This is a genomic window from Streptomyces sp. NPDC045778, assembly GCF_056431945.1.
The window spans coordinates 327,966-342,006 of the sequence record NZ_JBWKJZ010000004.1 but is presented as its reverse complement, the minus strand read 5'-3'; the positions used below and the strand labels follow the sequence as shown (position 1 = coordinate 342,006).

Genomic DNA, 14,041 nt, shown 5'->3' with positions numbered 1-14,041 from the left:
ACGGCTAGCCGACGACCGTCCAGGTGTCGCCGCCGGCGAGCAGCGCCGCGAGGTCGCCCTTGCCGTGCTGCTCGATCGCCGAGTCGAGCTGGTCGGCCATCAGCGTGTCGTACACCGGCCGCTCCACGTTCCGGAACACGCCGATCGGGGTGTGGTGCAGGGTGTCCGGGTCGGCCAGGCGGGAGAGCGCGAAGGCCGTGGTCGGGGAGGCGGCGCGGGCGTCGTGGACGAGGACGTCGCCCTCGTTCTCCGCGGTCACGGGGACGACCTTGAGGTCGCCGGTGGCCGGGTCGCGCACGACGCCCTTGGAGCCTTCGGCGCCGAAGCGGATCGGCGCGCCGTGCTCCAGGCGGATCACGGCTTCCTCGGCCTGCTGCTTGTCCTTGAGGACCTCGAACGCGCCGTCGTTGAAGATGTTGCAGTTCTGGTAGATCTCCACCAGGGCCGTGCCGGGGTGGTCGGCGGCCTGGCGGAGCACCTCGGTCAGGTGCTTGCGGTCGGAGTCCACCGTGCGCGCGACGAAGGAGGCCTCCGCGCCGATCGCCAGGGACACCGGGTTGAAGGGCGCGTCGAGGGAACCCATCGGCGTCGACTTGGTGATCTTCCCGACCTCGGAGGTGGGGGAGTACTGACCCTTGGTGAGGCCGTAGATCCTGTTGTTGAACAGCAGGATCTTCAGGTTCACATTGCGCCGCAGGGCGTGGATCAGGTGGTTGCCGCCGATCGACAGGGCGTCGCCGTCACCGGTGACCACCCATACGCTCAGATCGCGCCGCGAGGAGGCGAGGCCCGTGGCGATGGCGGGGGCGCGGCCGTGGATGGAGTGCATCCCGTACGTGTTCATGTAGTACGGGAAGCGGGAGCTGCATCCGATGCCGGAGACGAAGACGATGTTCTCCTTGGCCAGGCCCAGCTCGGGCATGAAGCCCTGGACGGCCGCCAGGACCGCGTAGTCACCGCAGCCGGGGCACCAGCGCACTTCCTGGTCGGACTTGAAGTCCTTCATGGACTGCTTGGCCTCGGCCTTGGGCACGAGCTTCAGAAGCGTCTCGGAGCCGGTGGGCCCCTCGATCGTGGTGTCAGCCATCGATGGCCTCCTTCAGAGCCGTGGCGAGCTGCTCGGCCTTGAACGGCATTCCGTTGACCTGGTTGTAGGAGACCGCGTCCACGAGGTACTCGGCGCGGATCAGTGTGGCGAGCTGACCGAGGTTCATCTCGGGGATCACCACCTTGTCGTAACGCTTCAGGACGTCGCCCAGGTTCCGCGGGAACGGGTTGAGGTGGCGCAGATGGGCCTGCGCGACGCTCTGCCCCGCGGCGCGCAGCCGGCGCACGGCGGCCGTGATCGGCCCGTAGGTGGAGCCCCAGCCGAGGACCAGGAGACGCGCGTCGCCGGTCACGTCGTCGACCTCGACGTCCGGTACGTCGATGCCGTCGACCTTGGCCTGGCGGGTGCGGACCATGAAGTCGTGGTTGGCCGGGTCGTAGGAGATGTTGCCCGTGCCGTCCTGCTTCTCGATGCCGCCGATGCGGTGTTCGAGGCCGGGGGTGCCGGGGATCGCCCACGGCCGGGCGAGGGTCTTCGGGTCGCGCTTAAACGGCCAGAAGACGTCGGTGCCGTCCGCGAGGGTGTGGTTCGGCCCGGAGGCGAACTGCACGCGCAGGTCCGGCAGTTCGTCCGGCTCCGGGATGCGCCACGGCTCGGAGCCGTTGGCCAGATAGCCGTCGCTCAGCAGGAAGACGGGCGTGCGGTACGTCAGCGCGATGCGGGCCGCCTCCAGGGCGGCGTCGAAGCAGTCCGCCGGGGTGCGCGGGGCGACCACCGGCACCGGCGCCTCGCCGTTGCGGCCGTACATCGCCTGGAGCAGGTCGGCCTGCTCGGTCTTGGTGGGCAGCCCGGTGGAGGGCCCACCGCGCTGGATGTCCACGATGAGGAGCGGCAGCTCCAGGCTGACCGCGAGGCCGATCGTCTCGGACTTCAGGGCCACGCCGGGACCCGACGTCGTGGTCACCGCGAGGGAGCCGCCGAAAGCGGCGCCGAGGGCGGCGCCGATGCCCGCGATCTCGTCCTCGGCCTGGAAGGTGCGCACGCCGAAGTTCTTGTGCTTGCTCAGCTCGTGCAGGATGTCCGAGGCCGGGGTGATCGGGTACGAGCCCAGGTACAGCGGCAGGTCGGCCTGGCGCGAGGCGGCGATCAGGCCGTAGGCCAGGGCGAGGTTGCCGGAGATGTTCCGGTAGGTGCCCGGCGGGAAGGCGGTCGCCGCGGGCGCCACCTCGTACGAGACCGCGAAGTCCTCGGTCGTCTCGCCGAAGTTCCAGCCCGCGCGGAACGCGGTGATGTTCGCCTCGGCGATGTCCGGCTTCTTGGCGAACTTCGTCCGCAGGAACCGCTCGGTCCCCTCGGTGGGCCGGTGGTACATCCACGAGAGCAGCCCCAGCGCGAACATGTTCTTGCTGCGGCCCGCGTCCTTGCGGGACAGGTCGAAGTCCTTCAGGGCCTCGACCGTCAGCGTGGTCAGCGGCACCGGGTGGACCTGGAAGCCGTCGAGCGAACCGTCCTCCAGCGGTGAGGTCTCGTACCCCACCTTCTGCATGGCCCGCTTGGTGAATTCGTCGGTGTTGACGATGATCTCGGCGCCGCGCGGCACGTCGCCGATGTTCGCCTTGAGGGCGGCCGGGTTCATCGCGACCAGCACGTTCGGCGCGTCGCCCGGGGTGAGGATGTCGTGATCGGCGAAGTGCAGCTGGAAGCTGGAGACGCCGGGCAGCGTGCCGGCGGGGGCGCGGATCTCGGCGGGGAAGTTCGGCAGCGTCGACAGGTCGTTGCCGAAGGACGCCGTCTCGGAGGTGAACCGGTCACCGGTGAGCTGCATGCCGTCACCGGAGTCACCCGCGAAACGAATGATCACTCGGTCGAGTCGGCGTACGTCCTTCTCGCCCGCGGGCTTGCGCTGTTCTCCGACTACGGCTTCGTCGGCCTGCTCGGCCGGGCTACTGACCTGGCTGGTCACTGAACTGGACCTCCCTCGAGGCGACTGTGCGGGAATCGCAGGCAGACCTGCCCTCCCATCGCCCACCCTACGTCTGTAAGGGGTACCTTCCTGGGGCCGCTCGCATGGTGGACGCACCTTTGAGACAGCTTGATGCCCTGATTTATCACGTTCTGCCTCGCCCCCCGGCCTCTCATGAAGACGCTCTCCGCTCATCCTTTGGTTCTAGGGCGCCGGGCCTAGGACCGGCGCGTTCCCGGGCCGGGCGCTGTCCCGCTGCCGGGACGTCCCCGCCTGGTCGGAGTACCTCGTCCGGCACCCCTGACACGGTGTCAGTGCGGTGGGTGTGCGGTAAATCCGGAACGCCTCGGGAATGGCTCCGGGCGCTCCGGAACGGCACCGGAAATACGGAATTAGGAATTCAGATAGGTGAGTACGGCAAGCACTCTTCGGTGATCGCCGTCGCTCGGGGAAAGCCCGAGCTTCAGGAAGATATTGCTGACGTGCTTTTCCACCGCCCCGTCGCTGACCACCAGCTGGCGCGCGATCGCGGAGTTGGTCCGTCCCTCGGCCATCAGACCCAGGACCTCGCGCTCGCGCGGGGTGAGCCCCGTGAGGACGTCCTGCTTGCGGCTGCGCCCGAGCAGCTGCGCCACGACCTCCGGGTCGAGCGCGGTCCCGCCCTGCGCCACCCGCACCACCGCGTCCACGAACTCGCGGACCTCGGCGACCCGGTCCTTGAGCAGATAGCCCACGCCCCGGCTCGACCCCGCGAGCAACTCCGTCGCGTACTGCTCCTCCACGTACTGGGACAGCACGAGCACACCGAGCCCCGGATGGTCCTTGCGCAGCTTGACGGCCGCGCGCACCCCTTCGTCCGTGTGCGTCGGCGGCATCCGCACGTCCGCGACCACGACGTCCGGCAGCTCGCCCTGGGCAGCAAGCTCCGTGATCGTCTTGATCAGCGCCTCCGCGTCCCCGACGCCCGCGACGACCTCGTGCCCGCGGTCGGTCAGCAGCCGGGTCAGCCCCTCCCTGAGCAGCACTGAATCCTCGGCGATGACCACCCGCACCTTGTCCTCCACGATGTTCCGGCCCCCACAGCCTGTCCCCACCCCATTGACAGACCCCAGCATCCCAGCATCCGGACCCCCAGGGGACCGACTCCGGCCAGGACCGAACAGCGCGGCGCCCCGAACGGGCAGATCAAGCCCGTCCGGGGCGTGGCTTTCCAGCCGCGTGCGGGCGGCCGGTGCGGGCTAGCCCCGCCAGGGCAGCTCCGCCGTCACCAGGGTCGGCCCGCCGACGGGGGACTCCACCACGAGGATCCCGTCCACCGCGTCAAGGCGCTCGGAGAGGCCGGCGAGCCCGGAGCCCGCGCCCACGTCGGCCCCGCCGCGCCCGTCGTCGGTCACCTGGAGCATCAGCCGGTCGGCCACCCGCCACACGTCCACGGAGGCCCGCGAGGCCCCGCTGTGCTTGCTGATGTTCTGCAACAGCTCGGAGACCGTGAAGTACGCGATGCCCTCGATCGCCGCGGCGGGCCGCGCGGGCAGGTCGACCTCCACGTCCACCGGCACCGTGCACCGCGCGGCCAGGGCGGACAGGGCCGCGTCGAGCCCCCGGTCGGTGAGGACCGCGGGGTGGATGCCCCGCGCGAGGTCGCGCAGCTCCTGGAGGGCCACCTTCACCTCGCCGTGCGCCTCGTCCACCATGCGGGCCGCCGCCTGCGGGTCCTCCGCGAGCTTCTCCTTGGCGAGACCCAGGTCCATGGCGAGGGCGACGAGCCGGGCCTGCGCGCCGTCGTGCAGGTCCCGCTCGATGCGGCGCAGGTCCGCGGCGGCGGTGTCCACCACGACGCCCCGGTCCGACTCCAGCTCCGCGACGCGCGACACCAGGCGCGAGGGGCCGAGGAGCCCGAGCACCAGACCGCGGTCGACCGTGGTCAGGGCGCGGATGATCCAGGGCGTGGCCAGCGTGATCAGCAGGCCGGTGAACGCGGTGAGGCCGATCTCGAAGGGGTTGTCCAGGTAGACGCGGTGCGTGTCGTCCCCGTAGAGCTGGATGCCGTCCTGGCCCGCGTACACGGGGAAGACCCAGAACCACAGCGGGTACGTGAGCATCGCCCAGCCGTACGTCCAGAAGACCACCGTCACCGTGAAGGAGAAGATCGCCCACGGCATGTGGATGACGGCGTAGAGCGCGTGCCGCCAGGAGACGCCGCTCTTCAGGACGGCGCCCATCCACGCCAGCGGCCCCGGGTCGCGCGGCTGAAGCGGGTGCGGGTCCTTCACGTCGAGGCCGAGCAGCGTCCGCGCCCGCACCCGCTCAAGGGAGCCGAAGCCGCGGAGGCCGGTCAGCCCCAGGGCGAGGACGGGGACGCCGATGAACGTGACCAGCAGGCCCGCGCCGAGCGCGAGCATCGTCACGGCGAAGACGAAGCCGACGACGCTGAGCGGCAGGGAGAGCAGCACGTACAGGAACTCCCGCAGGGTGCGCCCCTCGAAGGGCGCGCGCAGCCAGACCGGGAGGCGGGGGCGGCGGGCGTCCGCCGCTCCGTCGCCGCCGCGGTCCTCGGCCCAGCGGCCGTCGAGGTCGCTCCTCATGACGCGTCCGTACCCCTGTCCGTAGTCCGTGGCCATCGCTGCCGTCCGTTCTGCTCGTACCGCGCGGGTTCCCGGCCCTCCGTGACCTGCGCGGGCTACCCCTTGTCGTACCCCCAGAGTGCGCTCCGGGGCGTGCGCCGGGCCATGGAGCGCGTCGGCGTCTTCGGCCGGGGGTTTTCCCTACCCCTCCGGGGGATGTGGACCCCGTACCGGAGGACGCGGGCCCCGTCCGCGGAAGGACACGCTCCGGCGCCGCGAACGCCTCATCCCGTCCGGTCCCGCCACGGCAGCTCCGCCGTGATCGTCGTCGGGCCGCCCTCCGGCGAGTCGATGACGAACAGGCCGTCGACCGCGCCGAGCCGCTCCGAGAGGCCCGCCATGCCCGTGCCGCCGTCCAGGCTGGCCCCGCCGCGCCCGTCGTCACGCACCTGGATGAGCAGACGCTGGTCCGAGCGCCACACCTCCACGCTCGCGGTGCGGGCTCCGCTGTGCTTGGACACGTTCTGCAACAGCTCGGAGACGGTGAAGTACGCGATGCCCTCGATCGCGGCCGCCGGGCGCGCGGTCAGGTCGGCGGTCACCTTCACCGGCACCGTGCACCGCGCGGCCACCGACGAAAGCGCCGCGCTCAGGCCGCGGTCGGTGAGGACCGCCGGGTGGATGCCCCGGGCCAGGTCGCGCAGCTCCTGGAGGGCGAGCTTCACCTCGCCGTGCGCCTCGTCGACCATGGCCGCCGCCGCGTCCGGGTCCTCGAGGAGCTTCTCCTTGGCGAGGCCGAGCCCCATGGCGAGGGCGACGAGCCGGGCCTGCGCGCCGTCGTGCAGGTCCCGCTCGATGCGGCGCAGATCCGCGGCGGCGGTGTCCACCACGACACCTCGGTCCGACTCCAGCTCCGCGATCCGCCGCTCCAGCTCGTCCGAAGGCGAGAGCAGCCCGCGGGCCATGGCCCGGTCGGCGTTGGCGAGCGCCCGCACGGCGAACGGCAGCACCGGCCAGAGCAGGAACAGACCGCACAGCGTCAGCGTGAACGTCGCGATGCCCCACGGCAGCCGGACGAAGCCGTAGAGCACCGCCCGCCAGCCCACCGGGTCCTTCAGCGTCGACCACAGCCAGGCGAGCACCCCGCCGCCGCGCCGCGACTTCAGCGGCATGGGGCTCGGCTCGTCGATGTGCACGCCGAGCAGCCGCCGCGCCCGCGCCCGCTCGAACTTGCCGAAGAGCCGCGCCCCGTACAGCGCCAGCGCGAGCAGCGGAAGCCCGATGACCGTGAACGACAGGAATCCGCCGATGAAGCACGCCGTCACCACGTACGTGAACCCGACCAGGCCGGCCGGGAGATTCACCAGGAGGTGCAGGATCTCCTTCCAGGTGTGCGCGTCGTACGCGAATCGGGCAGGCGGCAGCGGCTCCGGCGTGGCCTGCGAAGACGTGGAACGTGGGGTCATACGGGCAAGGGTGCCCGGCGCGCCCCACCGCGCGCCATGAGGGGGGCCGCCGGACCGGGCTGTGGATAACCCCACCAGATCACCCACGGCGGAGCCGGCGGACCGATCCGGCGGATCCGGCCGATGACGGGCCCGCGGCCGACCGGTCCGTGACGGTCTGCTTACCTCGCCTTTAGCAGGCCCTAGACTCCCGTGCGTACAGATCGTCGAACAGGGCGAGTGACGGAGTGCAGGGAGCGAGGGGCTGACGTGCCAGGGACGACGTACGTCGCGGCGAGCTACTACGAGTCGTACTCCGTCGTCGGACTGCTCGCCGTGGTCGGCGTGCTGTTCGTCGCCGTCGCCTTCGGCGCCGGACGGCTGCTCAGGCCCGTCGTGCCGACCCCCGAGAAGCTCCTCACGTACGAGTGCGGCGTGGACCCGGTCGGCGAGGGCTGGGCACACACCCAAGTGCGCTACTACGTGTACGCCTTCCTCTACGTGATCTTCGCCGTCGACTCGATCTTCCTCTTCCCGTGGGCGACGGTCTTCGCCGAGTCCGGCTACGGCGCGACGACCCTCGTCGAGATGTTCATCTTCCTCGGCTTCCTCGCCGTGGGACTGCTGTACGCCTACAAGAAGGGCGTCCTCACATGGACGTGAACCAGGAGCCCGCGGGGCCGCCCGAGCCCGTGCTCCTCCCGGAGCCGAAGAAGCTGGGCGTCCTGTCCCGGCTCGCCCCCGAGCCGATGAAGGTGGTCCTGAACTGGGGCCGCCGCTACAGCCTGTGGGTCTTCAACTTCGGGCTCGCCTGCTGCGCCATCGAGTTCATCGCCGCCTCCATGGCCCGCCACGACTTCATCCGGCTCGGCGTCATCCCCTTCGCCCCGGGCCCGCGCCAGGCCGACCTGATGGTCGTCTCCGGCACGGTCACGGACAAGATGGCGCCCGCCGTGAAGCGCCTGTACGAGCAGATGCCCGAGCCCAAGTACGTCATCTCCTTCGGCGCCTGCTCCAACTGCGGCGGCCCGTACTGGGACTCGTACTCCGTCACCAAGGGCGTCGACCAGATCATCCCGGTCGACGTGTACGTGCCCGGCTGCCCGCCCCGGCCGGAGGCGCTGCTCCAGGGCATCCTCAAGCTCCAGGAGAAGATCGCGCGGGAGTCCCTCGGCGAGCGCTACGCCGCTGACGGGGCGCGTCCTTCCACGGCCGCGCTGCGCAGCGGCCTGGTGGCTCCGCCCGCTTCGGCTTCGTCTTTGTCTTCGACTTCGGCTCAGGAGGACGGCAGATGACCGGCTGGCTGCCCGCCCCCGTCGAGGAGCTGTTCGGCGCGGAGGCGACCGCCGATGAGGCGTACGAACTGCTGACCGTGGACGTGCCGTCCGTCTCCTGGCCCGAGGCCCTGCGGACCGCCCGGGACACGCTCGGCTGCACGTACTTCGACTGGCTGAGCGCCGTCGACGAGCCGGGCACCGGCTTTCGCGTGAGCGCCCACGTGGTGGCGCTGTCCCCGGTACGGCGCCTCCTCGTCCGTACGACGGTGCCGCACGAGGCGCCCGTCCTGCCCTCCGCGGTCGACGTCTACGCGGGCGCGGCCTGGCACGAGCGCGAGACCCACGAAATGTTCGGCGTCCGCTTCGAGGGCCATCCGCACCTGGTCCCGCTGCTGCTTCCGGAGAACTTCGAGGGCCATCCCCTGCGCAAGGACTTCGTGCTCGCGGCCCGGGTGGCGAAGGCGTGGCCGGGCGCGAAGGAGCCGGGGGAGCCTGCGGCGGGTGCGGCGCATGGTGGCCCCAAGCGGCGTCAGATGCTTCCGCCCGGTGTGCCCGACCCGAACGAGTGGGGCCCTCTGAAGGGCCAGTTGCCCGCTGCCCCGGCGCGCCCCGCACGCGGCGCGGGCCGCGCCGCGGCTGCCGGGGCCTCCGGGGGCGCGGGGGAGCGTCCCGCGCGCCGGATGCGCAGCGCGAGCGCGGGTTCGGCCAGCCAGAGCGCCGCGCCGGTCGCCGACGCCCCGGCCACCGAGACTCCGGCCGCCGAGACTCCGGCCGCCGACGCCCCGGCCGCCGACCAGGCCCCCGCTCCCGCACGGCCACCGCGCCGCGCGCGCAGCGCGAGCCAGGGATCGGCGTCGCAGCGTACGGCGGAGCCCAGCGCGGCCCCGGCCTCCGACGCCCCGTGGCACCACGCCCGCCCGGCCTTCGACACGCCGGAGCCGGAACCCGGGCGCAAGCCTGAGGCGGCGCCAGGAGAGGGGCCGGCGGCCCCTGAGGCCCCAGAGGCCCCTGGGAACACCGAGGACACCAGAGACACCGGCGACGAAAGAGGCCCGCAGTGAACGACGCCCTCGACGTCGCCCTGCGACTCCTTGTCGTCTTCGTCGCCTTCCTCGCCCTGCCCCTGATCGTCGGCCAGACCGAGCACAAAGTGATGGCCCACATGCAGGGCCGCCTCGGCCCCATGTACGCGGGCGGCTTCCACGGCTGGGCCCAGCTCGTCGCCGACGGCGTGAAGTTCGCGCAGAAGGAAGACGTCGTACCCGCCGACGCCGACCGCCGCGTCTTCCAGCTCGCCCCGGCCGTCGCGCTGCTGCCCTACCTCCTGGTCCTCGTCGCCATCCCCATCGGCCCACAGGAAGGCGCCGTCGGCCAGGTCGTCGACGCGGGTGTCTTCTTCGTCCTCGCCGTCATGGGCGTCGGCGTCCTCGGCTCCCTGATGGCGGGCTGGGCGTCGGCCAACAAGTTCTCCCTGCTCGGCGGCCTGCGCACCGCGGCCCAGCTGCTCGCGTACGAACTGCCGATGCTGCTCGCCGCCGCCTCCGTCGCGATGGCCGCGGGCACGGTCTCGCTGCCCGGCATCCTCAACGCCTTCGAGTGGTGGTGGCTGCCCTGGCAGATCGTCGGCGCCCTGGTCTTCTTCGTGGCCGGGCTCGCCGAACTCCAGCGCCCGCCCTTCGACATGCCGGTCGCCGACTCGGAGATTATCTTCGGCGCGTACACCGAGTACACCGGCCTTCGCTTCGCGCTCTTCCTCCTCGCCGAGTACGCCGGGATCGTCGTCCTGTGCGGCCTGACCACCGTCCTCTTCCTCGGCGGCTGGCACGGCCCTGGCGGCGCCGACGGGCTCGGCTGGGTGTGGACCCTCCTGAAGACCGGCGTCCTCGCCTTCGTCGTCATCTGGCTGCGCGTCACCTACCCCCGGCTCCGCGAGGACCAGCTCCAGAAGCTGTCCTGGACCCTCCTCGTCCCGCTCGCCCTGGCGCAGATCGCGCTCACCGGAATCGTGAAGGTGGCGATCAACTGATGGCCCCAGTACCTGGCAGCGGCCTCGCCAAGGGCCTGGCCGTCACCCTCCGCACCATGACGCGGAAGTCCGTCACCGAGCAGTACCCGGACGTCCAGCCCGACCTGGCGCCCCGCACCCGCGGCGTCATCGGCCTGTTCGAGGAGAACTGCACGGTCTGCATGCTCTGCGCCCGCGAGTGCCCGGACTGGTGCATCTACATCGACTCCCACAAGGAGACGGTGCCGCCCGCCGCGCCCGGCGGCCGCGAGCGCAGCCGCAACGTCCTCGACCGCTTCGCCATCGACTTCTCCCTCTGCATGTACTGCGGCATCTGCATCGAGGTCTGCCCCTTCGACGCGTTGTTCTGGTCCCCGGAGTTCGAGTACGCCGAGACCGACATCCGCGAACTCACCCACGAGCGCGACAAGCTCCGCGAGTGGATGTGGACCGTCCCGGCCCCGCCCGCCCTCGACCCCGCCGCCGAGGAGCCCAAGGAACTGGGCGCCGCCCGCAAGACCGCCGACAAGCTGGCCGCCGAACGCGAAGCCGCCGAGCGTACGGCCGCCGAGCAGCCCGCGGGTGGGCGGCCCGCGGCCGGGCAGCAGGACACCACGGCCGAGGGGGACGCGTGAACTTCTCCGTCGCCGCCACGGCCCCCCACGGCTTCCTGTCCCCGACCGGCGTCGAGATCGCCTTCCTCCTCGTCGGCCTCGTCACCCTCGGCGCCGCGATCGTCACCGTCACCACCAAGCAGCTCGTGCACGCCGCGCTCTGGCTGGTCGTGGCGCTCGGCGGGCTCGCCGTCGAGTACCTGCTCCTGACCGCCGAGTTCATCGCCTGGGTGCAGGTCCTCATCTACGTGGGTTCCGTCGTCGTCCTCCTCCTCTTCGGCCTGATGCTCACCAGGGCCCCCATCGGCCGCTCCCCGGACGCCGACTCGGGCAACCGCTGGGTCGCGCTCGCCGTGGCCCTCGCCGCCGCCACCGCCCTGGTGTGGGTCGTCGTGGACGCGTTCCGTACGCAGTGGATCGACCTGGACGGCGCCCCGCAGGGCTCCACCGAGGTGACCGGCGCGTTCCTCTTCCGGAACTGGGTGCTGCCCTTCGAGGCCCTGTCCGTGCTGCTCCTCGCCGCACTGGTCGGCGCGATCGTGCTGTCCCGCAAGGCCAAGGACGGCCCCGGCGACAAGCCCCCGCGGGGCCGCCCCGGCCCGCGGACCCCCGAGGGCGGGACCGCCCAGCAGGAGAGGACCCGCTGATGCACCTCGCCTACCCCGCCGTCCTCGCCGTCCTCCTCTTCTGCGTCGGCCTCTACGGCGTCCTCGCCCGCCGCAACGCGATCCTGGTCCTGATGTCCGTCGAGCTGATGCTCAACGCCGTCAACCTCAACCTCGTCGCCTTCGACGTCTGGCTGCGCGACCAGCTGCACTCCGGCCAGGCCCTGACGCTCTTCACCATCGCCATCGCCGCGGCCGAGATCGGCATCGGCCTCGCGATCGTCCTCGCCGTCTACCGCAACCGGGGCTCCTCCGCCGTCGACGACCTCCGCGACACCGCCGAACACCCCGACGGCGACGACGGCGACGACGGCGACGACATGGCTGACGGCGCCGCCCTCGACGAGCCCGAGCCCGCCCCCGACGAGGCGGCTCAGCAGTCCCAGACGTCTCAGCAGTCGCAGAAGGCCGAGGCCACCGCGTGACCACGACCACCCTCGCCGTCCTCGTCCCCCTCCTGCCGTTCCTCGGCGCCGCCGCGGGCCTGCTGCTCGGCCGCACCGTCCCCGGCCTGGTGCGGCCCCTCGCGGTGCTGCCCACCCTGGCCTCGCTCGCCCTCGCCGCCATCGTGGCCGCCCGCCAGGGCGGCGACTCCGCCGTGGACGCCGCCACGCAGCTCACCCCCACCGGCTCGGTGCCGATCGATCTCGCCCTGCACATCGACGGCTTCGCCGCGCTCGTCGCCGTCCTCGTCGGCGTCGTCGCCTCCTGCGTGCAGATCTACTCGACGGGCTATCTGCGCGACGACCCGCGCTACCCCTCGTACGCCGCCCTCGTGTCGCTCTTCACCTCCGCGATGCTGCTCGTGGTCTACTCCGGCGACCTGATGGTCCTCCTGGTCGGCTGGGAAGTCATGGGCATCTGCTCGTACTTCCTCGTCGGGCACTACTGGGAGACCCCCGAGGCCCGCGCCGCCTCGCTGAAGGCCTTCCTGGTCACCAAGCTCGGCGACGTCCCCTTCCTGATCGGCCTGTTCGCGCTCGCCGTCGACGCCGGGTCGTTCCGGATCACCACCGTCCTCGCGACCGTCGCGGACGGCGGCCTCGACCACCCGACGCTGATCGCCCTGCTGCTGCTCGCGGGCGTCGCGGGCAAGTCCGCGCAGTTCCCGCTGCACACGTGGCTGCCCGACGCGATGGCCGGCCCGACACCCGTCTCCGCGCTGATCCACGCCGCGACGATGGTCGCCGCGGGTGTCTACTTCGTCGCCCGGCTCCTCCCCGTCTTCGCCGCCTCCTCGGCCGCCCTGGTCGTCCTCGCCGTCATGGCCGCCGCCACCATGGCCGGTTCCGCCCTGGCCGCGCTCGCCCAGGACGACATCAAGCGCGTCCTCGCGTACTCGACGATCGGCCAGCTCGGCTACATGACCGGCGCGCTCGCCGTCGGCGACCGGGGCGCCGCCGTCTTCCACCTCCTGTCCCACGGCGCCTTCAAGGCGCTCCTCTTCCTCGCCGCCGGCGTGATCATCCACGCGGCGGGCACCAACTCCCTGGCCGCGATGTCCCGCATGCGGAACCTGCGCGCCCGCGTCCCCGACGCCTACTGGACGATGACCGTGGCGCTCCTCGCGCTCGCCGCGATCCCGCCCTTCAGCGGCTTCTTCTCCAAGGAGGCGGTGCTCGGCGCCGCCGAGCACGCGGCCACCGGGCACGCCGGGTCCGTCCCCGGCGCGGCGGGCTGGATCGTCCTCGTCACGGGCCTGGTCAGCGCCCTCCTCACCGCCGCCTACGCGGCCCGTCTGTGGCTGCTCGCCTTCCACGGCAGGGGAGCGGAGGCCCCGGATCACGGCAGGCAGCCGGTCCCCATGACCGCCGTGCTCTGGGTGCTCGCCGTCCCGTCGCTCGCCTTCGGTCTGGCCGTCGGCGCCCTGCCGGACTGGTTCGACGGCCACGAACTCGCCCCGAAGCTCATCACCTCCGTCCTCGGCACCGGCCTCGCCCTCGCCGGCGCCCTCGTCACCTACGGCGCCTGGCGGCACACCACGGCCCTCGCCGCCCGCGTACCGATCGGTGCCGTCGCCACCCGTCATCAAGGTCTCGGCTCCGCTCGAACAGGGGAGACCCCATTCGACGCCGACGGGGGAGAGGTCGAGGCGGAGGCCATCGCCACCCACACCCCCGCGTACGGCGACATCGCGAGCGCCCCCGACCCGGCGGACCCCGGCCGTCTCCTGCTCGGCCCGCTGCACCGCCACGCCGCCGCCGGCTTCCACCTGGACGCCGTCTACGCGGCCCTGTTCGTCCGCCCCGTCCAGGCGGGCGCCCGCCTCGTCCGCTTCCTCGACCGCGAGGTCGTCGACACGTACGTCCGCGGTGCGGGAGCCGCGCCCCGCCTGCTCGGCGCCGCCGTCCGGCGCGCGCAGACCGGCAACGTGCAGACCTACCTCAGCGCGCTGCTCGCGGGCACCGTCGTCCTGGCGGTCGCCGCCGTCCTCGTCGCCACCGCCGGAGCGTGAGCAGC

Annotated in this window: 13 protein-coding genes; 8 read left to right on the top strand and 5 right to left on the bottom strand. The window is 72.0% G+C overall.

All coding sequences use genetic code 11. The annotated features are described in order from the left end of the window. Positions 1–4: 4 nt before the first annotated feature. From AC07GB_RS07670 to AC07GB_RS07650, 5 genes are all read right to left on the bottom strand, one after another. Positions 5–1,087 (bottom strand): 2-oxoacid:ferredoxin oxidoreductase subunit beta, encoded by a 1,083-nt coding sequence (locus AC07GB_RS07670; RefSeq protein ID WP_478842566.1) that lies wholly within the window; start codon positions 1,085–1,087, stop codon positions 5–7. Continuing rightward, on the bottom strand, positions 1,080–3,011 hold the full coding sequence (locus AC07GB_RS07665) for a 2-oxoacid:acceptor oxidoreductase subunit alpha (protein WP_478842564.1): 1,932 nt from the start codon (positions 3,009–3,011) through the stop codon (positions 1,080–1,082). Before AC07GB_RS07665 ends, AC07GB_RS07670 begins: the two co-directional genes overlap by 8 nt. A gap of 392 nt (positions 3,012–3,403) precedes the next feature. Next, positions 3,404–4,063, bottom strand: coding sequence for a LuxR C-terminal-related transcriptional regulator (locus AC07GB_RS07660; protein ID WP_478842694.1), 660 nt, complete (start codon positions 4,061–4,063; stop codon positions 3,404–3,406). A gap of 186 nt (positions 4,064–4,249) precedes the next feature. Beyond that, the gene (locus AC07GB_RS07655) at positions 4,250–5,632 is read right to left on the bottom strand and encodes a sensor histidine kinase (protein WP_478842562.1); all 1,383 of its coding nucleotides are present in this window, start codon (positions 5,630–5,632) and stop codon (positions 4,250–4,252) included. Positions 5,633–5,859: 227 nt separating this feature from the next. Further along, a complete protein-coding gene (locus tag AC07GB_RS07650; RefSeq protein ID WP_478842560.1) occupies positions 5,860–7,041 on the bottom strand; it encodes a sensor histidine kinase in 1,182 nt (393 codons plus the stop codon). 249 nt (positions 7,042–7,290) lie between these two features. Between AC07GB_RS07650 and AC07GB_RS07645 the strand changes: the two genes are divergently transcribed. The 8 genes from AC07GB_RS07645 to AC07GB_RS07610 are packed head-to-tail and all read left to right on the top strand — an operon-like array spanning position 7,291 to position 14,036. Further along, positions 7,291–7,683: an NADH-quinone oxidoreductase subunit A gene (locus AC07GB_RS07645; protein WP_030684951.1), complete on the top strand. Its 393-nt coding sequence runs from the start codon at positions 7,291–7,293 to the stop codon at positions 7,681–7,683. Continuing rightward, positions 7,674–8,315, top strand: coding sequence for an NADH-quinone oxidoreductase subunit B (locus AC07GB_RS07640; protein ID WP_478842558.1), 642 nt, complete (start codon positions 7,674–7,676; stop codon positions 8,313–8,315). Before AC07GB_RS07645 ends, AC07GB_RS07640 begins: the two co-directional genes overlap by 10 nt. Continuing rightward, complete coding sequence (locus AC07GB_RS07635) at positions 8,312–9,358, top strand: NADH-quinone oxidoreductase subunit C (protein ID WP_478842556.1); 1,047 nt, start codon at positions 8,312–8,314, stop codon at positions 9,356–9,358. The genes AC07GB_RS07640 and AC07GB_RS07635 overlap by 4 nt, the downstream gene beginning before the upstream one ends. Continuing rightward, a complete protein-coding gene (locus tag AC07GB_RS07630; protein WP_478842554.1) occupies positions 9,355–10,323 on the top strand; it encodes a complex I subunit 1/NuoH family protein in 969 nt (322 codons plus the stop codon). Before AC07GB_RS07635 ends, AC07GB_RS07630 begins: the two co-directional genes overlap by 4 nt. Then, positions 10,323–10,937: a NuoI/complex I 23 kDa subunit family protein gene (locus AC07GB_RS07625; protein ID WP_478842552.1), complete on the top strand. Its 615-nt coding sequence runs from the start codon at positions 10,323–10,325 to the stop codon at positions 10,935–10,937. The genes AC07GB_RS07630 and AC07GB_RS07625 overlap by 1 nt, the downstream gene beginning before the upstream one ends. After that, the gene (locus AC07GB_RS07620) at positions 10,934–11,563 is read left to right on the top strand and encodes an NADH-quinone oxidoreductase subunit J family protein (RefSeq protein WP_478842550.1); all 630 of its coding nucleotides are present in this window, start codon (positions 10,934–10,936) and stop codon (positions 11,561–11,563) included. The genes AC07GB_RS07625 and AC07GB_RS07620 overlap by 4 nt, the downstream gene beginning before the upstream one ends. After that, the gene (gene nuoK, locus AC07GB_RS07615) at positions 11,563–12,006 is read left to right on the top strand and encodes an NADH-quinone oxidoreductase subunit NuoK (RefSeq protein WP_478842548.1); all 444 of its coding nucleotides are present in this window, start codon (positions 11,563–11,565) and stop codon (positions 12,004–12,006) included. Before AC07GB_RS07620 ends, nuoK begins: the two co-directional genes overlap by 1 nt. Next, entirely contained in the window at positions 12,003–14,036 is a 2,034-nt protein-coding gene (locus tag AC07GB_RS07610; protein WP_478842546.1) for an NADH-quinone oxidoreductase subunit 5 family protein, read from the top strand. The genes nuoK and AC07GB_RS07610 overlap by 4 nt, the downstream gene beginning before the upstream one ends. Positions 14,037–14,041 lie beyond the last annotated feature (5 nt).